The organism is Hoeflea sp. EC-HK425 (genome assembly GCF_902498795.1).
GTDB lineage: Bacteria > Pseudomonadota > Alphaproteobacteria > Rhizobiales > Rhizobiaceae > Hoeflea > Hoeflea alexandrii.
In genome coordinates this window covers 3,204,038-3,228,879 of the sequence record NZ_LR701572.1, presented here as the reverse complement: position 1 = coordinate 3,228,879, position 24,842 = coordinate 3,204,038, and the positions used below count along the sequence as shown (strand labels likewise).

General features: G+C 60.2%; 30 protein-coding genes. 24 read left to right on the top strand and 6 right to left on the bottom strand.

The window, feature by feature from the left end; all coding sequences use genetic code 11:
* The first annotated feature begins 29 nt into the window (after positions 1-29).
* From SPHINGO391_RS18315 to SPHINGO391_RS18260, 12 genes are all read left to right on the top strand, one after another.
* Positions 30-329, top strand: coding sequence for an STAS domain-containing protein (locus SPHINGO391_RS18315; RefSeq protein ID WP_152010191.1), 300 nt, complete (start codon positions 30-32; stop codon positions 327-329).
* Complete coding sequence (locus tag SPHINGO391_RS18310) at positions 326-691, top strand: response regulator (protein WP_152010190.1); 366 nt, start codon at positions 326-328, stop codon at positions 689-691. The genes SPHINGO391_RS18315 and SPHINGO391_RS18310 overlap by 4 nt, the downstream gene beginning before the upstream one ends.
* A gap of 13 nt (positions 692-704) precedes the next feature.
* Positions 705-3,017 carry a chemotaxis protein CheA gene (locus SPHINGO391_RS18305; protein ID WP_152010189.1) on the top strand — a complete coding sequence of 771 codons (2,313 nt, stop codon included), beginning with the start codon at positions 705-707 and terminating at the stop codon, positions 3,015-3,017.
* 34 nt (positions 3,018-3,051) lie between these two features.
* Positions 3,052-3,486, top strand: coding sequence for a chemotaxis protein CheW (locus SPHINGO391_RS18300; RefSeq protein WP_244615237.1), 435 nt, complete (start codon positions 3,052-3,054; stop codon positions 3,484-3,486).
* Positions 3,483-4,364: a protein-glutamate O-methyltransferase gene (locus SPHINGO391_RS18295; RefSeq protein ID WP_152010187.1), complete on the top strand. Its 882-nt coding sequence runs from the start codon at positions 3,483-3,485 to the stop codon at positions 4,362-4,364. The genes SPHINGO391_RS18300 and SPHINGO391_RS18295 overlap by 4 nt, the downstream gene beginning before the upstream one ends.
* A gap of 5 nt (positions 4,365-4,369) precedes the next feature.
* Positions 4,370-5,437, top strand: a complete 1,068-nt coding sequence (locus SPHINGO391_RS18290; RefSeq protein WP_152010186.1) for a chemotaxis response regulator protein-glutamate methylesterase — start codon at positions 4,370-4,372, stop codon at positions 5,435-5,437.
* The gene (locus SPHINGO391_RS18285; protein WP_097108711.1) at positions 5,437-5,826 is read left to right on the top strand and encodes a response regulator; all 390 of its coding nucleotides are present in this window, start codon (positions 5,437-5,439) and stop codon (positions 5,824-5,826) included. The genes SPHINGO391_RS18290 and SPHINGO391_RS18285 overlap by 1 nt, the downstream gene beginning before the upstream one ends.
* On the top strand, positions 5,823-6,377 hold the full coding sequence (gene cheD, locus SPHINGO391_RS18280) for a chemoreceptor glutamine deamidase CheD (RefSeq protein WP_152010185.1): 555 nt from the start codon (positions 5,823-5,825) through the stop codon (positions 6,375-6,377). The genes SPHINGO391_RS18285 and cheD overlap by 4 nt, the downstream gene beginning before the upstream one ends.
* Before the next feature lie 14 nt (positions 6,378-6,391).
* Positions 6,392-6,784 (top strand): hypothetical protein, encoded by a 393-nt coding sequence (locus tag SPHINGO391_RS18275; protein ID WP_152010184.1) that lies wholly within the window; start codon positions 6,392-6,394, stop codon positions 6,782-6,784.
* Between the two features lie 106 nt (positions 6,785-6,890).
* Positions 6,891-8,570, top strand: coding sequence for a flagellar basal-body MS-ring/collar protein FliF (gene fliF, locus SPHINGO391_RS18270; RefSeq protein ID WP_152010183.1), 1,680 nt, complete (start codon positions 6,891-6,893; stop codon positions 8,568-8,570).
* Between the two features lie 625 nt (positions 8,571-9,195).
* Entirely contained in the window at positions 9,196-9,867 is a 672-nt protein-coding gene (locus SPHINGO391_RS18265) for a LuxR C-terminal-related transcriptional regulator (RefSeq protein ID WP_193217340.1), read from the top strand.
* Positions 9,868-9,884: 17 nt separating this feature from the next.
* On the top strand, positions 9,885-10,622 hold the full coding sequence (locus SPHINGO391_RS18260) for a helix-turn-helix transcriptional regulator (protein WP_152010181.1): 738 nt from the start codon (positions 9,885-9,887) through the stop codon (positions 10,620-10,622).
* Between the two features lie 108 nt (positions 10,623-10,730).
* On the opposite strand, the gene SPHINGO391_RS18255 is transcribed toward SPHINGO391_RS18260, so the two are convergent.
* Genes SPHINGO391_RS18255 through motA form a run of 6 tightly spaced genes read right to left on the bottom strand, consistent with a single transcriptional unit; the run spans position 10,731 to position 15,936 of the window.
* Positions 10,731-11,183 (bottom strand): hypothetical protein, encoded by a 453-nt coding sequence (locus tag SPHINGO391_RS18255; protein ID WP_152010180.1) that lies wholly within the window; start codon positions 11,181-11,183, stop codon positions 10,731-10,733.
* Positions 11,180-12,271, bottom strand: coding sequence for a flagellar biosynthesis protein FlhB (gene flhB, locus SPHINGO391_RS18250; RefSeq protein ID WP_152010179.1), 1,092 nt, complete (start codon positions 12,269-12,271; stop codon positions 11,180-11,182). The genes SPHINGO391_RS18255 and flhB overlap by 4 nt, the downstream gene beginning before the upstream one ends.
* Positions 12,272-12,283: 12 nt before the next feature.
* Positions 12,284-13,330: a flagellar motor switch protein FliG gene (locus SPHINGO391_RS18245; RefSeq protein WP_152010178.1), complete on the bottom strand. Its 1,047-nt coding sequence runs from the start codon at positions 13,328-13,330 to the stop codon at positions 12,284-12,286.
* Position 13,331: 1 nt separating this feature from the next.
* On the bottom strand, positions 13,332-14,039 hold the full coding sequence (gene fliN, locus SPHINGO391_RS18240) for a flagellar motor switch protein FliN (RefSeq protein WP_152010177.1): 708 nt from the start codon (positions 14,037-14,039) through the stop codon (positions 13,332-13,334).
* Between the two features lie 60 nt (positions 14,040-14,099).
* Complete coding sequence (locus tag SPHINGO391_RS18235; RefSeq protein WP_152010176.1) at positions 14,100-15,053, bottom strand: FliM/FliN family flagellar motor switch protein; 954 nt, start codon at positions 15,051-15,053, stop codon at positions 14,100-14,102.
* Positions 15,054-15,057: 4 nt separating this feature from the next.
* Positions 15,058-15,936, bottom strand: coding sequence for a flagellar motor stator protein MotA (motA, locus tag SPHINGO391_RS18230; RefSeq protein WP_152010175.1), 879 nt, complete (start codon positions 15,934-15,936; stop codon positions 15,058-15,060).
* A gap of 205 nt (positions 15,937-16,141) precedes the next feature.
* On the opposite strand from motA, the gene SPHINGO391_RS18225 reads away from it, so the two are divergent.
* The 12 genes from SPHINGO391_RS18225 to flgH all read left to right on the top strand — a co-directional run bounded on the left by SPHINGO391_RS18225 (position 16,142) and on the right by flgH (position 24,832).
* Positions 16,142-16,924, top strand: a complete 783-nt coding sequence (locus SPHINGO391_RS18225; RefSeq protein WP_152010174.1) for a DUF1217 domain-containing protein — start codon at positions 16,142-16,144, stop codon at positions 16,922-16,924.
* Positions 16,924-17,649: a flagellar basal-body rod protein FlgF gene (flgF, locus tag SPHINGO391_RS18220; protein WP_152010173.1), complete on the top strand. Its 726-nt coding sequence runs from the start codon at positions 16,924-16,926 to the stop codon at positions 17,647-17,649. Before SPHINGO391_RS18225 ends, flgF begins: the two co-directional genes overlap by 1 nt.
* A gap of 55 nt (positions 17,650-17,704) precedes the next feature.
* A complete protein-coding gene (gene fliI, locus SPHINGO391_RS18215; protein WP_152010172.1) occupies positions 17,705-19,084 on the top strand; it encodes a flagellar protein export ATPase FliI in 1,380 nt (459 codons plus the stop codon).
* A gap of 53 nt (positions 19,085-19,137) precedes the next feature.
* On the top strand, positions 19,138-19,659 hold the full coding sequence (locus tag SPHINGO391_RS18210; RefSeq protein WP_152011621.1) for a flagellar protein: 522 nt from the start codon (positions 19,138-19,140) through the stop codon (positions 19,657-19,659).
* A gap of 303 nt (positions 19,660-19,962) precedes the next feature.
* Positions 19,963-20,346 carry a flagellar basal body rod protein FlgB gene (gene flgB, locus SPHINGO391_RS18205; RefSeq protein ID WP_152010171.1) on the top strand — a complete coding sequence of 128 codons (384 nt, stop codon included), beginning with the start codon at positions 19,963-19,965 and terminating at the stop codon, positions 20,344-20,346.
* A gap of 2 nt (positions 20,347-20,348) precedes the next feature.
* Positions 20,349-20,774, top strand: coding sequence for a flagellar basal body rod protein FlgC (flgC, locus tag SPHINGO391_RS18200; protein WP_152010170.1), 426 nt, complete (start codon positions 20,349-20,351; stop codon positions 20,772-20,774).
* Positions 20,771-21,115 (top strand): flagellar hook-basal body complex protein FliE, encoded by a 345-nt coding sequence (locus SPHINGO391_RS18195; RefSeq protein WP_244615235.1) that lies wholly within the window; start codon positions 20,771-20,773, stop codon positions 21,113-21,115. Before flgC ends, SPHINGO391_RS18195 begins: the two co-directional genes overlap by 4 nt.
* 10 nt (positions 21,116-21,125) lie before the next feature.
* Positions 21,126-21,914, top strand: a complete 789-nt coding sequence (flgG, locus tag SPHINGO391_RS18190) for a flagellar basal-body rod protein FlgG (protein ID WP_152010169.1) — start codon at positions 21,126-21,128, stop codon at positions 21,912-21,914.
* Between the two features lie 20 nt (positions 21,915-21,934).
* Positions 21,935-22,417 (top strand): flagellar basal body P-ring formation chaperone FlgA, encoded by a 483-nt coding sequence (gene flgA / locus SPHINGO391_RS18185; protein WP_152010168.1) that lies wholly within the window; start codon positions 21,935-21,937, stop codon positions 22,415-22,417.
* A gap of 74 nt (positions 22,418-22,491) precedes the next feature.
* Complete coding sequence (locus SPHINGO391_RS18180; protein ID WP_152011619.1) at positions 22,492-23,613, top strand: flagellar basal body P-ring protein FlgI; 1,122 nt, start codon at positions 22,492-22,494, stop codon at positions 23,611-23,613.
* On the top strand, positions 23,610-24,131 hold the full coding sequence (locus SPHINGO391_RS18175) for a MotE family protein (RefSeq protein WP_152010167.1): 522 nt from the start codon (positions 23,610-23,612) through the stop codon (positions 24,129-24,131). Before SPHINGO391_RS18180 ends, SPHINGO391_RS18175 begins: the two co-directional genes overlap by 4 nt.
* On the top strand, positions 24,128-24,832 hold the full coding sequence (flgH, locus tag SPHINGO391_RS18170; RefSeq protein WP_152010166.1) for a flagellar basal body L-ring protein FlgH: 705 nt from the start codon (positions 24,128-24,130) through the stop codon (positions 24,830-24,832). The genes SPHINGO391_RS18175 and flgH overlap by 4 nt, the downstream gene beginning before the upstream one ends.
* The last annotated feature ends 10 nt before the right edge of the window (positions 24,833-24,842 follow it).

Below are 24,842 nucleotides of genomic sequence, written 5' to 3'. Positions count from 1 at the left end.
ACGCCCATTCACCAGCGAGGATAGTCGACATGTCGTCTGACGGTACATCACCGAAAGTTTTGAAACTGCCTGAGGTCCTCGACCTCAACGCAGCCAGCCGGCTGCACGAACAGGTGCTCGCACACAAGGGTGAGGACATCGATATCGACGCGTCCGACGTCAACCGCGTCGGCGCCCAGTGCATCCAGGTGCTGCTTGCAGCGGCAAAGAGCTGGCGTGCCGAAGACCAGCACTTCAAGGTCGAACCGGCCTCGGAAGTCTTCGTCAAGACGCTGCAATTACTAGGAATTTCGGATGAAGCCCTGCTTCCAAAGGAGATGCTGAAATGAAAAAGAAGGTTCTCACGGTCGACGACTCGCGAACCATCCGCAACATGTTGCTGGTGACCCTGAACAATGCAGGCTTTGACATTGTGCAGGCGGAAGATGGTGTTGAAGGTCTCGAGGTACTCGAGGAATCCAACCCGGATGTCATCGTCACCGACATCAACATGCCGCGTCTTGATGGTTTCGGTTTTATCGAAGGCGTACGGCAGAACGACCGTTATCGGGCAATTCCGATCTTGGTCTTGACCACCGAAAGCGACGCGGAAAAGAAGAACCGCGCTCGTGAAGCAGGAGCAACCGGTTGGATTGTCAAGCCTTTTGACCCATCCAAGCTGATCGCAGCCATTGAGCGTGTAACCGCCTGACAGGATCTTCCCCATGGATATGAATGAAATCAAGGAGATCTTTTTCCAGGAATGCGAGGAACAGCTCGCTGAACTGGAATCCGGTCTGCTCCGACTCAATGATGGCGACACCGATCCGGAAACGGTCAACGCGGTTTTCCGCGCCGTGCATTCGATCAAGGGTGGCGCAGGAGCCTTTGGTCTCGATGACCTTGTCTCTTTCGCTCACGTGTTTGAGACAACACTTGATTGCGTTCGATCCAACAAGCTTGAAGCTTCGCAGGACCTGCTCAAGGTCATGCTTCGCTCCGCCGATGTTCTGGCTGACCTGACGGCGGCCTCACGCGATGGCGGCACTGTCGAAAGTTCCCGTACCTCGGGTCTGGTTGCCGAGCTCGAAGCCTATGCCAAGGGCCAGCCTCTGCCGAGCGCGTCAGCTGCACCGGCACCGGCCCCCGCTGCTGCGGCCCCCGAGCCCGCGCAGGCCGAAACGCCGGCTCCGGCTGCCGAAGCACCCGAACCCACAGATGACAGCGGCTTTCAGCCGGTGCCTTTCAGCTTTGACGCTCTCGATGGCGACGACGATTTGGCCATCGAGGATGGCCGCTCGGTGTTCACCGTCCGCTTCAAGCCGCGGTCCGATCTCTATGCGAAGGGCAATGAATCGGTTCTGATCCTGCGCGAGCTTGCCAAGCTCGGTGATCTTCAGGTTCGTTGCGAGGCAGACGACCTTCCATCGATCGATATGCTTGATCCGGAAGGTGCGTACTTCTCCTGGCTGATCCGTGTTGAAACCGATCAGGACGAGGAAGCCGTTCGTCACGTCTTCGAATTCGTCGAATGGGACTCGACCGTCGAAATCACCGCCGGCGCCGACGAGGAGGCTTTTGCCGCTCCGGATGCGCAGGGTGGAGACCAGCCGATGGCGGCCGTGCCGTTTGATCTTTCTCTGCTGGAGGATGTCCCCGCGGTTTCCGCAGAGGCTGCTGCTCCCGAAGCGCCCGCTCCCGCTCCCGCTGCTGCGGCTCCCGCGGCCGCTGGCGACGAATCCATGGCGCCACCGAATCTGCCCTTGGCCGCCAAGGCGATTGCGGCCGAAGCCGAGAAGAAGGAAACCGTGGTTCCCGCCGTTCCTGCCGCTCCGCAGACCATCCGCGTTGACCTTGATCGCGTTGATCGCCTCATCAACCTTGTTGGCGAGCTGGTGATCAACCAGGCCATGCTGGCGCAGAGCGTCGTCGAGAATGAAAGTGGCGGTTCGTCCGCCGTCAATCTCGGCCTTGAAGAGCTGCAGCAGCTGACCCGGGAAATCCAGGACAGCGTCATGGCCATCCGCGCTCAGCCGGTCAAGCCGGTGTTCCAGCGTATGGGACGTATCGTCCGCGAAATCGCCGACATGACCGCCAAGCAGGTCCGCCTGGTCACCGAAGGGGAAAACACAGAGGTCGACAAGACGGTTATCGACAAGATCGCCGAGCCGCTGACCCACATGATCCGGAACGCCGTCGACCACGGCCTGGAAACGCCAGAGAAGCGCACCGAGGCCGGCAAGAATGCCGAAGGCGTCCTGCGTCTCAGCGCGAAACACCGGTCCGGCCGTATCGTCATCGAAATCGCCGACGACGGTGCAGGCATCAACCGTGAACGCGTCAAGGCCAAGGCCATCGAGAACGGCTTGATCACGGCGGATGCAAACCTTAGCGATGAGGATATCGACAACCTGATCTTCCATCCCGGTTTCTCGACCGCCGACAAGATCTCCGATATCTCCGGTCGTGGCGTCGGCATGGATGTGGTCAAACGCTCGATCCAGGCACTCGGAGGCCGGATTTCGATCACCTCCAAGCCTGGCAAGGGCTCGGTCTTCACCATGAGCCTTCCGTTGACGCTCGCGGTTCTTGACGGAATGGTCGTCACAGTTGCCAATCAGACACTGGTGGTGCCGCTCACGGCGATCGTCGAGACGCTTCAGCCTGAGAAGTCGGACATCCATTCCTTTGGCCCAAGCCAGCGGCTTATCGCCATCCGCGATACCTTCTGTCCGCTGGTCGACGTCGGCAACATCCTCAACTTCCGCTCGGATCTCGCAAACCCGGTCGATGGTGTGGCCTTGCTGGTCGAATCCGAAGGCGGCGGTCAGCGAGCCCTCATGGTCGACGCCATCCAGGGACAGCGCCAGGTCGTCATCAAAAGCCTCGAGGCCAACTACACCAACGTTCCGGGCATCGCCGCGGCGACCATTCTCGGCGATGGCAGGGTGGCACTCATCCTTGATGTCGATGCAGTCGTCACGGCTTCACGCGGCCAGCCGCTGAGCCCTGACATGATGCTTGCGGCGACCGGTTAGGAGGACAGGCCAAATGCGGATTTCGGATAATGATATGTTGGAGTTGATCGCTTTCACGCTTGGTGATCAGGAGTTTTGCGTCGAAGTCATATCCGTGCGGGAAATCCGCAGCTGGACACCTGCGACGATCCTGCCGCATTCGCCGGACCATGTGCGTGGCGTGATCAATCTTCGCGGCGTGGTGATGCCGATAATGGACCTGTCGCTGCGCCTCGGGATGGCTGCGTCCGAACCGACGCAGGAACATGTCATTATCGTCACCCGGATCGGTGAGCAGACAATCGGTCTGCTGGTGGATTCAGTTTCCGACATCTTCACTGTCGCCACTGCCTCCATACAACCGGCGCCGGACGTCAGCCGGTCGGTGGATCGTGAGCTGATCCGCGGGATGATCCCGATGGATGACCGCATGATCTGCTTTGTCGAACTCCACGCCCTTTTTGAGACCCTTGAAAGTGAGGCCGCATGAGCGCCGCTGCAATTCTTCAATCCGGACGGCCTGACGACACCCTTGTGAAGGGAGAGTATCCGCTCACCCGCAAGGATCTCGCCGAGATTGCCGGAATGATCTATTCCGATGCAGGTATCGCTCTCAACGAAACCAAGGCGTCGCTGGTCTATTCGCGGCTGTCCAAGAGGCTGCGCCAGATCGGGCTCAACAGCTTCAGGGACTACTGTGACCTTGTGGGCTCTGCCGCCGGTGCGGACGAGCGCCGCGAGATGCTGAGCTTTCTGACCACCAACTTCACCCGGTTTTTCCGGGAAAACCATCATTTCGATCATCTCCGCACGGTCGTTCTTCCCGATCTTCTCACGCGGGCCAGGGCCGGCGGTCGGGTCCGGATCTGGTCGGCGGGCTGCTCCGATGGCCAGGAACCCTACTCGATTGCCCTGACGCTGCTCGCTATGGCGCCGAACGTTGCGACAATGGATATCAAGATCCTTGCCACGGATATTGATCCGAAGATCATCGCCCAGGCCAAGGCGGGTATCTATGATGGCCAGTCCATTGAGACCGTCGATGCGGCCATGCGCAGCAAATGGTTCACCCAGACGCCGGAAAAGCGCTGGCAGGTTGGCGATCAGGTCAAGCAGCTGATCAGCTTCAAGGAACTCAACCTGATGGCACAATGGCCGTTCCGCGGTCCGTTCGATGTCATTTTCTGCCGCAACGTGGTGATTTATTTCGATGAACCGACCCAGGCGAAGATCTGGGTTCGCTATGCCGACCTGCTGCCGGTGGGAGGGCATCTCTATATCGGCCACTCGGAGCGTCTGTCCGGCGAGGGCAAGGACCGCTTTGAAAACACGGCCATCACCACTTACCGGCACAAGGGGAGGATCTGACAACCATGACAGCACGCACCCGTGTACTTGTTGTAGACGACTCTCCGACGATGCGGAGCTTGATCAGGGCGGTTCTGCGTTCCGATCCGGGCATCGAGGTTGTGGGCGAGGCCGCCGACGCGCTTGAAGCGCGGTCGGCGATAAAGCAGCTCAACCCCGATGTGATCACTCTCGACGTCGAGATGCCGAACATGAACGGCATCGAGTTTCTCGACAAGATCATGAAGCTCCGGCCGATGCCGGTGATCATGGTGTCCACGCTGACGCAGCGCGGCGCCGAGGCCACCCTGGCCGCGCTTGAGATCGGCGCTTTCGACTGCATCGGCAAGCCCTTGCCCGGCGACCCGCAGCCATTCGCGGGACTGGCCGAGACCGTCAAGGCTGCCGCGCGTTCGCAGCGCCACTTGCCTGAGCCGGTGGTCGGTGGGCAGCCGGTTGCTGCCGCTCCGGCCTACTCGGCGCCCAGCGACTACCAGCCGGCCCGCAAGATCATTGCCATCGGGGCATCGACCGGTGGTGTCGAGGCATTGATCGCAGTGCTGACCAAGTTTCCGGCCAATTGCCCTCCGACGGTCATTACCCAGCACATGCCCGCCACATTTACCAAGAGCTTCGCCGAAAGGCTCAACCGGCTGTGCGCTCCGCAGGTCAAGGAGGCCGAAGATGGCGACCGTCTCGAGATCGGCCGCATCTACCTGGCGCCGGGCGGTGACCGTCACATGGAGATATCCAACCCGACAGCGCCGCGCTGCATGCTGGTCGAAGGTGGACCCGTGAACGGCCACCGGCCTTCCGTCGATGTCATGTTCCAGTCGGTCGCCCGGCTCGCAGGGCGCAAGGCGGTCGGGATCATCCTGACGGGTATGGGCCGTGATGGTGCGGCCGGACTGCTCGAAATGCACAAGGCTGGCGCCACCACCATCGGCCAGAACGAAAAAACCTGTGTCGTCTACGGCATGCCGCGCGTCGCGCACGAAATCGGTGCCGTCGATTTCCAGTTGCCTCTTAATCAGATTGGGGAAGAAGTCCTCAAGTCAACAACTACAACCTCTCGCAAAGATAGGGTCGCGTGATGTCCATTGCACAGAAAATCAAGGTTCTTATTGTTGATGATCAGGTGACCAGCCGGCTCTTGCTCGGCGACGCGCTCCAGCAGCTCGGTTTCACCCAGATTACGGTGGCCGGTGATGGAGAGCAGGGTGCCAAGATCATGGCCCAGCAACCACACCATCTGGTGATTTCGGATTTCAACATGCCGAAAATGGATGGTCTGGGCTTTCTCCAGGCGGTCCGGTCCAATCCGGCAACCAAGAAAGCGGCCTTTATCATGCTGACGGCCCAGGGTGACCGGGCATTGGTTCAGAAGGCGGCGGCACTTGGCGCCAACAACGTTCTGGCCAAGCCGTTCACCATTGAAAAGATGAAAGCGGCGATCGAGGCCGTGTTTGGATCTCTGAAATGACAGCAGACGTCCAGTTCCGAAGGATCCATGTGATCCAGGGTGAGTATAAAGTATCGGACGATCCGGACGTCGTGTTGTCGACCATTCTGGGCTCTTGCGTGGCTGCATGCATGCGTGACCCCGTCGCCGGGGTCGGTGGCATGAATCATTTTCTTCTGCCCGGCCAGGCCAATGGCTCGGGCGGGGAAGCAACCCGCTATGGCGTGCACTTGATGGAATTGCTGATCAACGGCCTGCTCAAGAAGGGTGCCCGCCGCGAACGTCTGGAAGCCAAGATTATCGGTGGCGCAAAGACAATCGCGGGCTTCTCCAATGTCGGAGAGAAGAACGCTGAGTTTGCCCAGCAGTTTCTGAGCGATGAGGGCATCCGTATTATTGGCAGCAACACCGGCGGCGATGTCGGGCGCAAGCTCGAGTATTTCCCCGTAAGCGGCCGTGCGCGCCAGTATCCGCTATCGGGTGCGGAAATGCAGAAGACTGTGGCACTCGAAACAGCGCCGCCAAAAATCATTGCACCGAAGCCGGTGGACACATCGATCGAGTTTTTCTGAGGAGTTCCACCATCATGACGCAATTGCCCTATGACCACGGCGGCGACGCAAGTGAGCCGTTGCGTGAAGTGATGGCCCGTATCCGGTCGGAACTCGTTGATGTTGCACAGCTGATCGAAAGGCTCGAGCCGCTGCTGTCGAATGGCCGGTCGACCGAGTTCCTGGCCTCTCCCGACCATATGCGGGTGATGCAGGGGATCGATCTGGCGGTTCAGAAGACCCACGGCCTGGCGGATTTCCTGGACGGTATCAGTGAAAGGCTGGAGCCTGAGCACCTCATCGACATCACCACAGCCCTCAATGTGATCACGCTGGAAGACATGAAGCGGCGCCTCATGGCCTCGATCCATGCACCCTCATCAGCCGAGACCTACCAGAAGGCATCGGGAGACCTGGAGTTTTTCTGACCGAGGGGTAAAGCGGACCCGCAGACCATCTTCGCGCAAGTTTCGCCCTCTAGGGTGAACATACCGGTCAATGTGGCCGGCATCTTTTATTGAGCGCGGATACAGAATGAGTCTGTTGAACCAGCTGTCACAAATTACTAAGAATCTGGCCGGCCTCGGTCAGACGAAGTTGTTTGCTCTTGTCGGGGTTGGCGCCCTGTCGATTTTTCTGATTATCGGTTCCGCGATATTTCTCAACAAGCCGACGCGTGAGACCCTTTATATCGGGCTGTCCGGCGAAGACATCAATCAGATCAGTCTGGTTCTTGCAGAAGCCAATATCGATTTCGCAACCGGTACGGACGGAAGTTCTGTCACAGTGCCTGCGGGCATGACAAGCCGTGCACGGATGCTGCTGGCCGAGCGCGGCCTGCCGTCCTCCAACACCGCGGGCTACGAACTGTTCGATCAGGTCGGCTCTCTCGGACTGACCAGCTTCATGCAGGAAGTGACGCGGGTGCGCGCACTTGAGGGCGAAATCGCCCGGACCATCCAGTCCATCAACGGCATCTCCGCCTCGCGCGTTCACATCGTCATGCCGGATCGCGGCAATTTCCGGCGTGGAGACCAGAAGCCTTCGGCATCGGTCATGGTCCGCGGCGGCAACAACATCGCCGGCCGGACCGCCGATTCGATCCGGCATCTGGTTGCGTCTTCGGTTCCCGGCCTAACCATTGATGAAGTCACTGTGCTCGACGCGACCGGCAAGCTGCTTGCCGCCGGCGACGACTTCTCGAACTCGAACCTCAACCGTTCGCTCTCGATCGTGCAGCTTGTTCAGGGCGAAGTCGAAACCAACATCGAAAAAGCCCTGTCGCCGTTTCTCGGCATCGAGAACTTCCGGGCCAGCGTCAACGCCAAGGTCAACACCGACAGTCAGCAGATTCAGGAAACCGTTTACGATCCCGAATCCCGGGTTGAACGGTCCATCCGCATAACCCGGGAAAACCAGACATCCAGCGAATCCAATGCGGCGACGCCTGCGACCGTCGAGCAGAACATTCCCGACCAGGGGCCTGACGCCACCGGCGCCGCTGGCCCGAAATCCAGCGAACTGGCCGAGCGGAAGGAAGAGCAAACCAATTTCGAGATCAACTCGAAGACGGTTTCCACTGTCCGCAACAGCTACAATATCGAGGGCCTGTCGATCGCGGTCGTGGTCAACAAGGCCCGCATCGACGCCATGCTGGGTGGAGAGCCGACACCTGAGCAGACCGCTGCCTATCTTGCCGAACTTGAGCAGGTGGTTGCCTCTGCCTCCGGCATTGATGCTGAGCGCGGCGATCGCGCCACTGTCACCGTCATGGAATTCCTTGCCAGCGAGATCCTGACCGCCGATGCAGCGCAACCGGGCTTCATGGATACGCTGAAGACACAGCTTGGCACCATCATCAATGCCCTGGCGTTCATCACGGTTGCTGTCCTGCTGATCATGTTCGGCTTCCGTCCGCTGCTTCGCGGGACTGCCGGCGCTTCCAGCCAGGATGAACTTGGCATGGATGATGAACTGGAATTGCCGGACTTCTCGCCGGCGGCCATGGGCGGTGGCTCGATGCCAATGGAAGGCTTCGGTGCAGACTTTGGCTTCGGCGAGGAAAGCGAATCCGAACTCGAGCTCGAGGACAGTGGCACCTTCAACCGTCGCGTCAAGGAAGGTCCGGAGCGGCGCCTTGCCCGCATGGTCGAGATCAACGAGGAACGCGCTGCGAAAATCCTCAGGAGCTGGGCTTCGAGCGAAGCAGCTTGAGCATGGCATGACAAGCGAGGCCGGTTCGAACTGCACCGGCCCAGGCGGCTTGCCCCCTGACGGATCAAGTTCTGGCGGCAGGCTCGACGCCCGCGCCAATGGCCTCACCCGGCGGCACATCGTCCATGGTCATCACCAAGCCGCTTGCGCGCTTGAGCTATTCTTCCCACGAACAGGAACTGAGACCATGCTTCGCGCTCCGTACAATCGGGGCGCGGTTGTGAGAACGCGACTGTCAGCGCAGTTGCGGCCGAATGGCCGGGCTCGTGACCAATTCATCATGCGCTCGCGCGAAGGTCGTGACGCCGCCCGCTCGCACATCGTGAGTGATTCGACGCCATAGCTGGCAAATCACCGGGATCAGGCTGAAATTCGCTCAGAGATAAAGCAATATGTCCAGTCCCAGAAAATGGTCATGTTTTCTCGGGGTAATTTTCGGCACACTATGGCCGTGGCTGGATTGATTCGTTGATTCGCCTTTTGCCGGGAATCACAAGTGGCGGCTTGGCCCGGCGGGCACATCACGAACTCTCGCGCAGATCGTCTGTGCTTCTGCGGGGCCGATCCACGATCGTGGTTGTAGATGCGTCGCTTGGTGATGGCGCGTACGGGGAAAGGGCAGTCGATGATCGCGCGCGGGGCGTTTATCCATGAATTGGAAGCTCAGCGGACTCGTGGGCAACTGGCCGGCGGGATGGACCTGATTTGCACTTACGCCGGTGCGCGATCCTATCTGCTTGCCCGTACCGATCTTTATTCGGACCGGAACCACGATTTCATCGTGACGTCGGACTGGCCGTTCAACCTTGTTCGTCAGTACGGGGCGACGCTCGTTGATTCAGAGGCCCGTACAAGCGAGGTACGGCGCTGCCTGCAGGCCTTCGAGCCGATGTTTCAGGAGATTGACGCTTCGGTGGACCTGTCACCCGAATATGCGCGGCGGATGTGCCTGATACCCTACAATGCCGGTCAGGCTCGCATGTTGCTGGCTCTTCTGTTCGACAAGGACGCCTCGGTTTCCCATGACCGATTGCGCGACGTGGCACTGGCAACCGCCTATCACACGGCGCAATTTCCCGAGATCGTATCGAACAATTACGCATTGTCCGACCTCACGGTTCGGGAAGTTGAATGTCTGTCCTGGATAGGCGAGGGCAAGACCAGCGATGAAATTGCATTGATAATCGGGATCTCGCGCAACACGGTCAACAACTACATCACCAGCATAATGAACAAGACTGGTGCAAAAACCCGCTCCGAAGCAGTTGCATTTGCTGTTCGCCAGCGCATTATATAGCCAGAGGAACGCCCCTTATGGAATTCGGAGCCTATCAAGATGCGCAAGCCCCGGAGCGCTCGGAACGCTCCCCGGGTGCTGGCGTGGCGGGAAATGCAGGTTCGATTGCGGATCTGTTTCCCAAGCTCGTGTCCATGCAGCGTCTGTGTGGCAGCACGGCGTTCGCACTGCTGACTGTCCAGGCCCACACACTGCTGAAGCCGGGACAGATCGAATGCGTGGTTCAGAGTCCGGGTTCGCAGGATCAGGTGAACAGTTTCATCCGCGACAGATCCGAATTCCTGCTCGGTCACCTGTATTCGTCCCCCTGTCCGCTGATTCTGGCGCCGCGGGACGCTGTTGTCTTCGAACACTCCCCGGCAACCATTGTCCGCACCGATGACGGGACGGCTCTGCACCTGGCATTTCCGGTGCAGCTGGGAACGATGGGCAACGGGTTTGTGGTGTTCTTCGATGCCCGTGCCATACTCAACAATGATCTGCTGATGGACATGCACCGGAAGTCCGTAACGGTGATGCGCGAAAAGTTGCGGCTCGCGTTCGGGATGTCTGTCGGTACCGAAAATCTCAACGATCGGGAAATCGAGTGCCTGCAGCTTGTTGGCAATGGCATGAAGAGCGAAGCGATCGGCGAACAGCTCAATCTGTCCGTTCACACCGTCAACGCCTATCTGGGCTCGGCAACCACAAAGCTCAACGCTGTCAATCGAATCCAGGCAATCGCCAAGGCAATCAGGCTCGGTGTCATCGCCTGACTGGCGTCGGTGCGTGCAGCCGAAAGCGGTTGCTCATCCCCAACCGGGCGCTGAAGCAGGGGACAGGCTATCGTAATGTCTTGTGAAGCTTGCTCGGTCGTGAGTGTCTCAGGCTGAGCGGCGCGAAACATGCACCGCCGAGACGAAGGGACGGAAGGCCGCGGCGCGCAGGCTTTCGGCAAGAACGACCGTGTTGTCGTCGGGATCGTCCAGCGGTTCTTCGAAATCGATATGGTTGATTTCGATTCCGCCACAATCCTGCTCAAGCACCAGCCGTGCATAGATCGTCACCTTCTTGGGACGGATCTCGAGATCCAGCACCACCCGCGGCTGACCGCCCCAGTCGAGATAATAGTCCCCGCCGATGCCGAGCTTCACCGTACCGGGCAGAAAATACATCTCTGCCGCCGATGCCACCAGATCGGCAAGGTCGCCATGCCGTTCGAAGCGAAGCATGGAGATGAGGTCAGCCACGTCGATCAGACGCAGCTCGCTCGCAACAGTACAGATCGCGTCTGCGATGATTTTTTCCTGCTCGGCGGTAAAGGGATGCTGTTTCATGAGCGCGCGCCTGGAATAGTGGAATTTGGTTTGGCCGAATAGATCCGGTGCACCAACTCGGCCACAGCCTTGTAGAACACCGGCGGGATGAAGTTATCGACCGAGACTTGCGCAAAAATGGAGCGCGCAAGCGGAGGATCTTCGAAAACTGGAATTCCGTGCGCTTCGGCAACTTCACGGATCTTCAGCGCGATAAGGTCCTGGCCCTTGGCTATGACAATCGGGGCGCCACCCTCTTCGCGCACATAGCGCAGGGCGACCGCGAAATGGGTCGGGTTTGCGATCACCAGGGTGGCGCGCGGCACATCTGCGATCATCCGGCGCCGTGCACGGTCGCGGGCAAGAGAGCGCTGACGCGCCTTGATGATCGGATCGCCATCCGACTGCTTCAATTCGTCCTTGATCTCCTGCTTGCTCATCTTCAGGTCCTGGTGCCAGCTGTAGCGGGTCCAGAGAATGTCAACGATGGCCAGGGTCGCCGTGCAGATCAGCACCACCACGACAACCTTGCCGGCCATGCGGGCCATGTCGGGGGCGACCAGGATCGGGTCCATGAACATGAAATCGAGCGAGCGATAGAATTCCGTCCGCATCACCACTGCCACGACAGTCGAGACCACCACGATCTTGAAGATGTTCTTGGCGAATTCCACCAGGCCCTTGGGGCCGTAGATCCGACCCATACCCTTGATGATGGAAATCCGCTCCAGCTTCGGCTGAACCCGGTCGAGAACGGGGCTGGGCATGTTCTGCAGCACCGATGCGGCGATACCGAATCCCATCAGCAGTGCGAATGCAGGAAGCAGAATGCCGCCGGCCTCGAAGAACAGCAGCTGGAACAGCGCCATTGCGTCGCCGCCGGTGGTCAGCCGCCAGCCATCCGATTGCTCGAACAGGTCGCGCAGTGTTTCGGTGAACCTGGCCGCACTGCTGGGCAGGAAGAATACAAGAAACACCAGCATGCCGAGCGTCGAGGCAAAGACCGGGACCTCGCGACTGAAGGGCACATTGCCCTTGTCCACCGCGTCGCGGATTTTTTTCTCTGTTGGTTCTTCTGTTTTGCTGTCTTTGTCTTCGCCTTCAGCCATCTCAGCTCAGGCTCAAGCGGCTTCGGCGTCTGCGGATGGATTCTCACGCAGCGTCAGCTGGTCAAGTCCGGCAAGCCTGATCGCTTCCTGGGCGATGCTGCGCCGGGCAACCGCGATTTCCCGGGTGCTGACGCCGGCGGTTCCGGCGGCCAGATCCGATTCGATCATCCGGCGTTGGCGTGCACCGATGGCCGACAGAATCGAGTCGGTCAGGGCCTGGTCGGCGCCGCGCAAGGCGGTGGTGATGATATCGCCCGAGATGTCGTTGAACAGCGTCACGCGGCTCTTCTGCGGCATCAGGAGGATATCGTCGAACAGGAAGATACGCGGCCGCACTTTTTCCACGGCGGTCTTCGAAACGGTTTCAAGCGCGCCGAGCAGTGATTCGACGTCCGGCTTGGACAGCTCGTTCATGATCTCGGCCACTTTGACCGAACCGGTGCTCGACCGTTCCGCCTCGATGGTGGCGACCAGATCCCGGACCCGGGCCTCGATGATTTCGGCAGCGCGCGGGTTGACGTTCTTCAGGTCGACCGCACGGCGCACGATGTCCACCCGCACCTTTTCCGGCAGCTTCATCAGCGTCCGGCCGGCAAAGGCTGTCGGCAGCATCGACACGATATAGGCAGCGGTCTGCGGATGTTCGCTCTGCAGAAACTTGCCGACGCGGTCCGGATCGGAATCCTGAAGCCGGTCCCAGATAGATGTCTCATAGCTCTGGAACTGGGTGCGCCGTCCGAGAAGCCCATCGACCTCGTCGGGTGTCAGGCCTTCTTCCAGGATGCCTTCCATCGCCTTGGCGTTGTCCATCAGGCCTGTGCCTTCACTGAACAGGTCCTCGAACTCGTTGACCAGTTCGACAAGCTCTTGCGGCTTGATGGTGCGCAGGTTCTGGGCTTTCTGGATGATTTCCTGCAGTTCCTCGTGTTCGAAGAACTTGAGCAGCTTGCCGGCAACCGGTTTTCCCATGGCGAGCAGAACCGCCGCGGCCTTTTCCGATGGGGTCAGCGCCGTGCTGACTTCGGTGCTCTCGGGGCTGAACTCATCATAGCTTGTCATATCAGTTCGACTTCTTCTGCGGTTCGCCGATGACTTCGATGATCTTGACGGCGAACTTGGTGTCGTCGGTTTCGAGAACTGTAATCTCTCCGCGGCCGATAAGCTTGCCGTTCACCATGATATCCACAGGTTCTCCGATCTTCCGGTCCAGCGCGATGGTCGCGCCTTCAGACAGGTTCATCAGTGTGGAGACCGCCATCCGGCTCGAACCGAGAATGATCTGCACATCTATGGGAATACCGAGAACCAGGTCGACGCGGTTGGTGGAACCGCTGGCGCCGATCTTGACGCCGGGATTGGAAGACTGTGCCGAACCGAAATCCTGAACCAGCGCATTGCCGGCTGCTGCGGCTGCAGGTCCGTCCAGATCCGGGACGCCGAAGTCTCCGCCGAAATCCGCCCCGCCTGCGAAATCGCCGCCATCCAGGCCAGGCGTGTCGAGGCCCGCGCCGAAATCGGAAGTGTCTGCTGCCGAATCACCGATGTTGAACGGGTCGTCGGCTGTGGCGTCATCCTCGAAGTCTGCGCCAAAATCGGAACCAAAGGCTGCTGCGCCACCCATACCATCCACGCTTTCTTCAGTGAGACCGGGCTCTGAGCCGGCATCTTTCTTCAATACGCCGCGAAGATCACCCACGGCTTCATCTATCGCGCTGTCGTCCTGCGCCATCAGATCATCAATGCCATCGAGTGCTTTTTCACCAGCCATATGTCTTTATCCCGCCTGAAGCTTGCCCGGAGCCTGCCATGGGGCTTCCTGGCCATCATCTCACTTGAAATCGGTTTTCCAGTTTTCGTCCGGCCCTGCCTGGCCTTCGACCTTAACCATATAACGTGTGCCCGCGCGCCCCAGCGCACAGGTATAAAGGGGTTGTCCGTTTGCGCTCAGAGTGACCTCGATGTCGCCATTATGGGCAAACGCAATCAGGTCGCCGGGCTGCAAACGGCTTATCTCGCCAAGTTCCAGGGATTCCAGTGCCACTGCCGCCTGAAGGCTGATCTGCGACTTCGAAACCCGGTCGCTCAGCCGCTCGGCCCATTCGCCCTTGTTCCCGTCGGCCTTTTTGTTGAGCTTGGACGAGTTGACCTTGGTCTTGAGCAGCACGGATTGCGGCAGGATAAGTGTCAAGGGTGCTGCGACCGCGCCGAATTCGATATCCAGCGTCAAGGCGACTGCATGGAAATCCGCGATCGAATCGTCTTCCGCCTCGGGATGTTCCGGCTGAGGGTTTTTTGCTCTCGCCTTCGCGTCAGGCTTTGCCGCGACCAGGTTGCGCAGGCTGTCATTGAGCTGCTCGAAAACCACCAGGGACATATCCAGTTCGATGCCCGACAGGGGCCGGGCAGCAATGTCGAGCTGGTCTGGGTCGGAACCACCGAGAAGGCATTCCACCATGCCGATGATCAGTTTCGTGCCGCACAGGCTGCAGATGTCGTTGGACCAGTTGGCAATGGTCGCTTCGCAGTAGACGGTGTCGCCGCTCAACTCAGAGAGCAACTCGCGGCGGCGGCCCAGATGGATATCGCCGGGACGGGCGTCGATCGTCACCCCGGTGGCCGTCAGAAAAGCAGACGAGAGCACCGGACCAAGCGCATTGAGCAGGGTCTGGCTTCGGGACTCGATGTCCGCGCCATTGCCCTTGACGCCGATCATGCGATCCAGCAGGTCGGGGTCGAAGGCCAGCTGCTCTGCCGATTGCTCTTTTTGTGGTGCAGCGCTCATCGGGTCAAGCCGCCTTTGCGTCGCCACCGCCGCCAGGATTCATCATTTCCTGCTCGACTGCGTCAATGGATGGGCGCTCATAGGACGAGATGGTCTTGCGGCCGTGCTCAAGGGCAACCTGCGGAACCGAGCCGTTCATGTAGGCCAGCAGCGTCTGCTTGACGATGGTGTAGAGCCGGTTCTGCTTGGTCCGGACGATCTTCACGTTGGTCGCAATCGGGCTGAACACACAGTAGGAAAGGAAAATTCCAAGCATCGTACCCACCAGCGCCGCGCCGATCAGGCCGCCGAGAACGGCGGGAGATTCGTTGATCGCGCCCATGGCTTTGATCACGCCCAGAACGGCGGCGATGATGCCGATGGCCGGGCAGGCATCCGACATGGTGCTCAGCGCATGGTAGGATTTCAGCCGATCCTGCGCGATGGTCTGGATCTCTTCGTCCATCAGCGCTTCGATTTCATGCGGACGGGCATTGCCGATAATGATCAGGCGAACGTAATCGCAGATGAACGAGGTCAGTTCCTTGTTCTTCAGGATCGTCGGGGCCGACTGGAACAGCTCGGATTCTTCCGGATTGTCGATGTGCGCTTCGATCTCGTTGCGGCTCTTGGTGCGCAGGTCACGCATCAGCGAGTAGAGGATGCTCAGGGTGTCCAGATACTCGCGTTCCTTGGGAACCTTGTTCTTGAAGGCTTCACCCAGGGCCGAGATCGTGTCCTTGATGGTCTTGACCGGGTTGGTCATGATGAAGCCGCCAATCGCGGCGCCGCCGATGATGACCAGCTCGAACGGCTGGTTGAGCACCTCGATGTGTCCGCCCATCGCCATGAATCCACCAAGCACGCAGCCAATGGTGATGACAAACCCGATAATGATATTCATGACGCCTCGCCGCAATGATTTACATGCATACCAATCACTACGGCTTGAGCCTTGTGTGAAGCTGAATCTGGCTGCTTGATGAATGGCTTCCTGACAATCTTCAGCTTCGCACAAGCAAGATGGCCTAATCCGGGACATGCTTGCAGCGGTTGCGCCGGATTTGCATCCGCGCGACGCGCCCTGAGGCACAACGGGGGTGAATCCGGTGACGTCAACATACACCAGCTACAATCTGATCGCGCGGGACCTGCCGCGTTCGATCGAGCGGATCGCCAGCCAGCCCCAGGTTGCCCGGGAAAGCGAATATTATCTCAAGCGGATTTCCGAGATCAAATCCATCGACGAATTCATGGCCGATACGCGGGTCTTCAACTATGCCATGAAGGCGCACGGTCTCGAAGACATGAATTATGCCAAGGCTTTCATGCGCAAGGTGCTGACCGAAGGCGTCGACAAGGATGACGCCTTCGCCAACCAGCTTGCCGACTCCAAGTACAAGGAATTCGCCGAAACCTACAATTTTGCCCGCAACGGCGAAACCGCGACCATCTTCACCAAGGCGCAGCAGGGAACGGTCGACAAATACCACCGGCTGACCCTCGAGGAGGAAGCCGGCGTCGATAACACTGGTGTGCGGTTGGCGCTTTACTTCGAACGGACCGCGCCGGAACTGGATTCGGTTTACGGCATTCTTGCCGACACGGCGCTTTACGAAGTGGTCCGCACGGCTCTCGGCATTCCGGCTGAAATCGCGGCGTCAGATATCGACAAGCAGGCCGACATGCTCAGATCGCGCCTCGACATCAAGGATTTCAAGGATCCTGAGAAACTCAACACCTTCATGCAGCGGTTCACGGCTCTCTGGGAGCTGGACAACCCGTCCTTCGGTTCGGCTGGTTCGAGCCTGCTGCTGAGTTCGTCCACCGGTTTCGGCATTACGCCGGAGCTGATGCTCTCCATCAACAATCTCAAACTCGGGGGCCGCTGATGCAGGGTTCGCTTTACGTTTCATTGTCATCCCAGATTGCGCTTGAGCGCCGTCTGACCACTCTGGCCGACAACGTCGCCAACGCCAATACCACAGGGTTCCGGGCAACCGAGGTTAAGTTCAACGAGGTCCTGGCCAACACCGGATCGACCGACGTGTCCTTCGTCGATGAGGGTCAGGACTACCTTTCCACCGCGAATGGCGGCCTGAAGACGACCGGCAGTGCGCTCGACTTCGCTATTCGTGGCGACGCCTGGTTCATGATCGAAACGCCGACCGGCAAGATGCTGACCCGCGACGGCCGCTTCACGCTCACCAATACCGGCGCGCTGGTCAACATCGATGGCTACCCGGTGCTCGACCCGGGTGAAGCGCCGATCCAGCTCGATCCCGACGGAGAGGCGCCCAAGGCCGGCCGTGACGGCGGTTTGACCCAGGATGGCTTCCGCCGCGGTGCGATCGGCCTGTTCACGGCCGATTTCAGCGCCGGATTTACCCGCAAGGCGCCGCTGGGCATTGTCCCCACCCTTCAGCCCGAACCGGTGCTCGATGAGGAAAGCGCCGGTCTGTTGCAGGGCTACATCGAGAACTCCAACGTCAATGCCATGTCCGAGATGAGCAAGCTGATCATCATCTCGCGTGCATTCGAGAACATTTCGGCGATGACCAACTCCACCGAGGCTGTGTTCAAGGAAGCCATCCGAACCCTTGGCAGCGGGCGATGAGCCGAATGCCTTCTTTTCTGGCGCCTAGGCACGCCTTGCCGGAGATCTTCAAACCATGAGCGGCCGGCCGGCTCTTGCCAGGCTTGCCGAGACCGTGCGCACCTTCTCAACTCCCGAAGGTGCCTACGACATCTCTGGCACGGTCATCGCCGTGGCCCCCGGCCACTGCGTCGTTGCCGGCCTGTCGCGGCATGTCCGCATCGGCGATTTCCTCACCTTTCGCCATGGCGGCACCAGCAAGCTGGCCGAGGTGGTCAGTCTTGGACCGGATGAATTGATCGCCTGTCCGGTAGATGGTGCATCACAGGCCAATATCGGCGAACGGGTCTGGCGCCGCGGGCCGTTCAGGCTGTCGCCGGATCAAAGCTGGTGCGGTCGCACCATCAACGCGCTTGGCGAGCCCGTCGACGGATTCGGCCCGCTCACGCAGGGCCCGGCTTCTCGCCCGGTCACCGGTGCCGCGCCGGCATCGATGCTGCGGCAAAGGGTCGACAAGCCGCTCAAGACCGGCATTCGCGTCGTCGATGTCTTCACGCCGATGTGCCAGGGACAGCGGCTGGGGGTTTTTGCCGGTTCCGGTGTCGGAAAGTCGACCCTGCTGTCGATGTTTGCCAAGGCGGCCGACTTCGATCGCGCGGTGGTGGCGCTTGTTGGCGAGCGCGGCCGCGAGGTCCGGGAATTCATCGAGGACACGCTCGGCCCGAACATGGCCAAGACCGTCGCTGTGGTTGCCACCAGCGATGAAAGTCCGATGCAGCGCAAGCTGGCGCCGCTGACGGCAATGGCCATTGCCGAGCACTTCCGCGATACTGGCGAGAATGTCCTGCTGATTGTCGACAGCCTGACCCGGTTTGCCCATGCGCTGCGTGAGATCGGTATGGCTGCGGGTGAACCGCCGGTCGCTCGCGGCTATCCCGCATCTGTGTTCACCGCCTTGCCAGGCTTGCTCGAACGTGCCGGTCCGGGACCGGAAGGGGCGGGCGCGATCACCGCGATTGTCTCGATCCTGGTCGATGGCGACAACCACAACGACCCGGTGGCCGATTCCGCGCGCGGTATTCTCGACGGGCATCTGGTGCTTGATCGCGCACTCGCCGACGAAGGCCGCTATCCACCGGTCAATCCGCTGACCTCGATCTCGCGTCTGGCGCGAAAGGCCTGGCGTGGTGACGAGGAGAAACTGGTGATGCGGCTCAAGGCCCTCATTCACCGTTTCGAGGAAACCCGCGACCTGAGGTTGATTGGCGGCTATCGCGCGGGCTCAGATGCCGAACTGGAAATGGCGATCAAGCAGACCCCGGTCATCTATGAGACCCTGCGCCAGACACCTGAACAGCCGCCAAGCGAAGATGCCTTTGCCGAACTCGCGGATGCAATGAAGGCTGCGGCGGGCTTGCCCGTGGCGCCGGCCTCCAAGGAAAGGACGAAACCGTGACCGAAGCTTCCAAGATCGCGACCGATGCGATCGAGACCCAAGATCAGGCTCCGATGCCCGCACCCAAGGCCAAGCGCTCGGGTGATCGGATCGTGGCGGTCACCGGCTTTCTGCTGGCAACCGCTGCGGCATTCTTCCCATGGTACGTCTTCTTCAACCAGGAAAGCTTCGGCATCGCACCCATGGGATACAGTGAAACCCGTGACCTTCCCGAATCCGGCGGCCGTTCCGTCGTCAATGTCTCGCCGCTGGCCATACCGGATGAAAATGACGGAAGCGCCGAGCCCTCAGCTTTCGATCCGATCACCACCGCTACGGTTTCCAATCTTGGCGAAGAGGGCAGCGGTGGACCGCCGTCGGCGACCATTGTTGACCCCGACAGGACCTTTCCCGGCAAGCCGCTCTACAAATTGTTGCATGTCGCCAATGGCCGTGCGCTGATCGAGGACAAGTCGGGCATGTACATTGTGCGCATCGGTTCGGTGTTGCCGGACAATTCTCGCCTTGCCACTCTCGAGAAGCGCGATGGGCAGTGGGTGATCATCACGTCCAACGGCGAGGTCATCCAGCGTTGAGGTCAGGTGAAGCTGACCGGAGCCAAGTCGCTCCCTTCCTGACCTAACAGGGCCTTCAAAGCCGCCGGATGCGCTTCCGGCGGCTTTTTCACGCCGCGTGCACACCCCGGATATGTGGGCAACTCCGGTCGCGTCGGACGCCTTCATGCACACCCGTCGCATCCGGCCGGTCGATCCCGTGCGGGGGCAGGGACCGGTGGTCCGTTCCATCGGTATGGAGCAGGGCGGCGTCTGCTTTCTTCCGTAAGGCACACGCAAGATTAACGGCCTAGTCTCTGGGCTTGTTAAGGACAGGGAAACGCCATGCAGCCGATTCAGCTTTTCGAACTGGCATCCAAGCAATCTCACTGGCTCACAGTGCGCCAGAGCGTGGTTGCCGGTAACATCGCGAATGCAAACACACCCGGTTATGCGACGCGCGAAGTGGCGGCATTCGAGGCCGTGCTCGACAAGACCCAGCCGCAGGTTCGCATGGCGGCAACCCATCCCGGACATATCCAGGAAGACCTGATGCGCGGATCGGTCCGCAGCGGAAGCTTTGGTGACGTGGATGTCCAGCCTTCCGGAAACTCGGTCAGCCTGCCGCAGGAATTGAGCAAGACCGGAGAAATCAAACGCATGTACGAAATGAACACGGGACTGGTGAAAGCCTTTCACCGCATGATGCTTCTGACCGTGAGGCGCTGATTATGCCTGTTGATCCGCTTACTCTCGCCTCCCGCATCGCCTCTTCCGGCCTGAATGTTCAGGAAACCCGGATGCGGGTGCTCTCCGAAAACCTCGCAAACGCCCAGTCGACCGGGAACACGCCGGGAGCGGACGCCTATCGCCGCAAGACGATCAGTTTCTCCTGGGAACTCGACCGCACCTTCGGCGCTTCGCGTGCCGAAGTGTCCAAGATCGATGTCGATCCGGCCGAGTTCACCATGGAATACGACCCCGGAAATCCGGCGGCTGACAGAAATGGCATGGTCAAGTTGCCCAATATCAACGTCTTGGTTGAACTGGCAGACATGCGCGAGGCCAATCGGTCTTACGAAGCCAATCTCCAGACCGTCAAACAAACCAGGGAACTGGTATCCATGACCATCGATCTGCTGAGGGCCGGCCAATGATTGACAAGATTTCAGGACTTTCCGGCATTTCCGGCCTTTCGGGCCTGGCTGGTGCGCGCGATACCGACATGGCCGGTGCAGCCGGCATGCCGAACATGGCTGCCGCGATAGCGGGCCCTTCCGCGAGCTCTTTCGCCGATACCATGAAAAACCTCGGTCAAGGTGTGGTGAGCAACCTCAAGGTCGCGGAAGGCCAGTCCTTCGCCTCCATCCGCGGCGAGGTGCCGACCCGTGATGTCGTCGACGCCATCATGACGGCCGAACAGTCGCTGCAGACCGCAGTCGCCATCCGCGACAAGATGGTCACTGCTTATCTCGAAATCGCACGTATGCAAATCTGAGGAACACGCCATGAAGGCTTTGGCCATCGCAGCTACCGGTATGAATGCCCAGCAGCTCAATCTTGAGGTGATCGCCAACAACGTGGCGAACATCAACACGACGGGCTTCAAGCGGGCTCGCGCCGAGTTTTCCGATCTGCTCTACCAGGTCGAGCGCAACTCAGGCGTTCCCAATGCCTCCAACCAGGCTATCGTTCCCGAAGGCGCGCATATCGGTCTCGGTGTGCAGACCTCGGCCGTGCGCAACCTGCATATCCAGGGCAGCCTGGTCGGTACCTCGAACAAGCTCGACCTGGCGCTCGTTGGTCGCGGTTGGTTCCAGATCGAGACCCCGGACGGTGAAACCCAGTACACCCGCGCCGGCGCCTTCAACACCAACGCCGACGGCCAATTGGTTACCATCGACGGTTACGTGGTCGTCCCCGGCATCACTTTCCCCGATGAGACCAGCGAAGTGCAGATTTCCCGCACCGGACAGATTCTGGCCCGTATCGGCGATGATGTCGAATTGCAGGATCTCGGCCAGCTGACCCTGGCCAATTTCGTCAACGAGGCCGGCCTCGAACCGCTCGGCGACAATCTTTTCCGTGAAACCGTAGCCTCCGGTCCGGCGATCGTCGGTGTTCCCGCGGATCCGGGGTTTGCCCACATCCAGCAGGGCTATCTCGAAGCCTCCAATGTTGATCCTGTCAAGGAAATCACCGACCTGATCTCCGCCCAGCGGGCCTACGAGATGAATTCGAAGATCATTCAGGCGGCGGATGAAATGGCGTCCGTCGTTTCCAAGAACCTTAGGTAACAACAAGGGACAAGGCAGACATGATGTTTCGCCCCACAAAGCCTCTGCAAGGCCTGTTTCGCGCGGCAGTTGTCCTGGCCGGGCTGATCTGCGCCGTTCCCGCGGCGCAGGCCGGCCGCGGCACCGCGGTGGTTCCCGAACGGACCATCTATCCCGGCGAGGAACTGCTGGCCGACATGGTTCGCGAAGTCGATGTCACCAATCCGAACCTGCGCGGCGGCTATGCCGAGATAACCAGCGAAGTGCTTGGCAAGGTGACCACCCGCACGTTGTTGCCGGGCCGGACCATCCCGGTCGCGGCATTGCGCGATTCCTGGGCGGTCGAGCGTGGCAAGACGGTTCAACTGGTCTTCAGCGGCAATGGCCTGACAATCACCGCAGCCGGCACGCCGCTTGAGAATGCGGCGATCGGCGATTTCATCCGTGTCCGCAACATCGAATCCGGACTGATCGTGTCCGGCACGGTTATGGACAACGGCAGCATACGGGTGGCCGCGAAATGATCCGCAGGATTGCCAAGATATTCAGCATCTGGATTGCCATGATTTGCCTCGCCGGATCCGGGCCCGGGCCTGCAATGGATGCGGCTAACGGCTCACGGTCCGTCGAGGACTTTGCCTCCGGGTCGGGGCTGAGCTTCATCCGGCCGGCGGGCGCGTCCTCGCGCATCAAGGACATTGCCTCGCTGCAGGCAGGACGCGACAACCAGCTCATTGGCTACGGCCTCGTCGTCGGTTTGCAGGGAACCGGTGACGGTCTCCGCAATTCGCCGTTCACCGAACAGTCGCTCCGTGCAATGCTGCAAAATCTTGGCATTTCCACCGAAGGCGGCGCGTCGCGGGTCAACAATGTTGCGGCCGTGATCGTCACCGCCAATCTGCCGCCCTTCGCCAGCCTGGGTTCGCGGATCGATGTCACGGTCTCCTCTCTGGGGGACGCCACCTCGCTGCGTGGCGGGACACTGGTCATGACATCGCTGTCGGGGCCGGACGGCCAGATCTATGCGGTTGCACAGGGCTCCGTCATCGTGTCCGCGGTCAATGCGCAAGGCGACGCGGCCATCCTCCAGCAGGGCACCGCGACCGCGGGCCGCCTGCCCGGCGGCGCAATCATCGAACGCGAGATTCCGGCGACCTTCAAACAGACCGAGGGGCTGGTCTACCAGCTCCGCAATCCCGATTTCACAACGGCCGTGGGCATGGCCGACGTCATCAATGCATTCTCCGAAGCGCGCTACGGCACGCCGATCGCCGAAGCCCGCGATTCCACCACTGTGGCGGTTCGCAAGCCGCCCCGCGCCGACCTCGCTCGCCTGACCGCGGAACTCGAGGGTCTTGTCGTCGAGACCGATTCACCCGCGCGTGTCGTGGTCAACGAGCGCACCGGCACCATCGTCATCGGCAATGATGTCCGTATCTCCAAGGTTGCCGTCAGCCATGGAACGCTGGTTGTCCAGATCAACGAAACGCCCACCGTGGTCCAGCCATTGCCGTTCTCTGACGGCGTGACAGCCGTGGAACCGCTCACCGACATCACCGCCGGCGTCGACGGTGGCCAGGTCGCCATCATCGACGGGCCGGATCTCAGAACGCTGGTCGCCGGCCTGAACTCGATCGGCGTCAAGCCCGACGGCATCATCGCCATTCTCCAGGGCATCAAGTCAGCCGGTGCGCTGCATGCCGAACTGGTGCTGCAATGAACAGCGCGCGGCAGTCACCCTCCCGCAGATGGTTCCGTGGCGGAGCCGCGGTTGTCCTTCTGGGCCTGGTCGCTCCCGGCGCATTTGCCCAGCAGGCGCCGGCGCCAACTCTTGAAGAGGAGATCCGCGCCTTCTGCGGCAACATCGCCGATGCAGCGCGTGACCAGCGCTATCTTCTGCAGAAGAAGGAGCTCGAAGAGCTTCAGGCGGAAGTCGACGAACGGATCGGCCTGCTCGAGGAGCGGTCCGAAAAGTACCGCGAATGGTTGAAAAAGCGGGAAGACTTCATGCAGGTGGCCGACTCGCAGCTGGTTGAAATCTACAAGAACATGGCTCCCGATTCCGCTGCCGCGCAGCTGGAAATCGTCAAGCCGGGCATTGCGGCTGCCATCGTCATGAAACTCAGCCCGCGACTCGCAAGCTCGATACTCAACGAGATGGATACCAAGAAGGCGGCTGCCCTCACGACCATCATTGCCGCAGCCGCGGCACCCGAACAACCCGAGGATCCGTCATGATTAGGGCTTCAGCCATTACCGTTCTTGCTCTCATCCTGGCCGGGTGCAACTCGCAGACCTTGAGCGAGGTTGGTCAGGCGCCGTCGATGAGCCCGGTGGGGTCCGGTCTTGCCTATGGGGAAACGCCGCAAATGGCGGCATATCCCAAGCAGCCGCCACCGCGCTCAAGCAGCTTCTCGCTTTGGGACGATCGCCGTTCCAAGCTGTTTCAGGATGCCCGCGCGGTCAGCGTCGGCGATATTCTCACCGTCGATCTTGCCATCAACGACAAGGCCAGCTTTGACAATGCCACCGACCGCAGCCGCAAGAATGCGAGCGGCATGAATCTCGGCATGAACATTCCGGTCATCTCCGCCGTTGGCGCCGGTGACCTTGAATATGGCTCCAACACCTCGACCAAGGGGCAGGGCACGACTGAACGGTCCGAGAAACTGCAGTTGCGTGTGGCCGCGGTCGTCACCGGCATCCTGCAGAACGGCAATCTCGTCATCAGCGGCAGCCAGGAAGTCCGGGTCAACCAGGAACTCCGCATTCTCAACGTGGCGGGCATTGTCCGGCCGCTCGATGTCGACCACAACAACACCGTGGCCTACGACAAGATTGCGGAAGCCCGGGTTTCCTACGGTGGTCGCGGTCGGTTGACCGAAGTGCAGCAACCGCCGATCGGTCAGCAGCTTGTCGATATCCTTTCTCCGATCTGACGGCGTGACC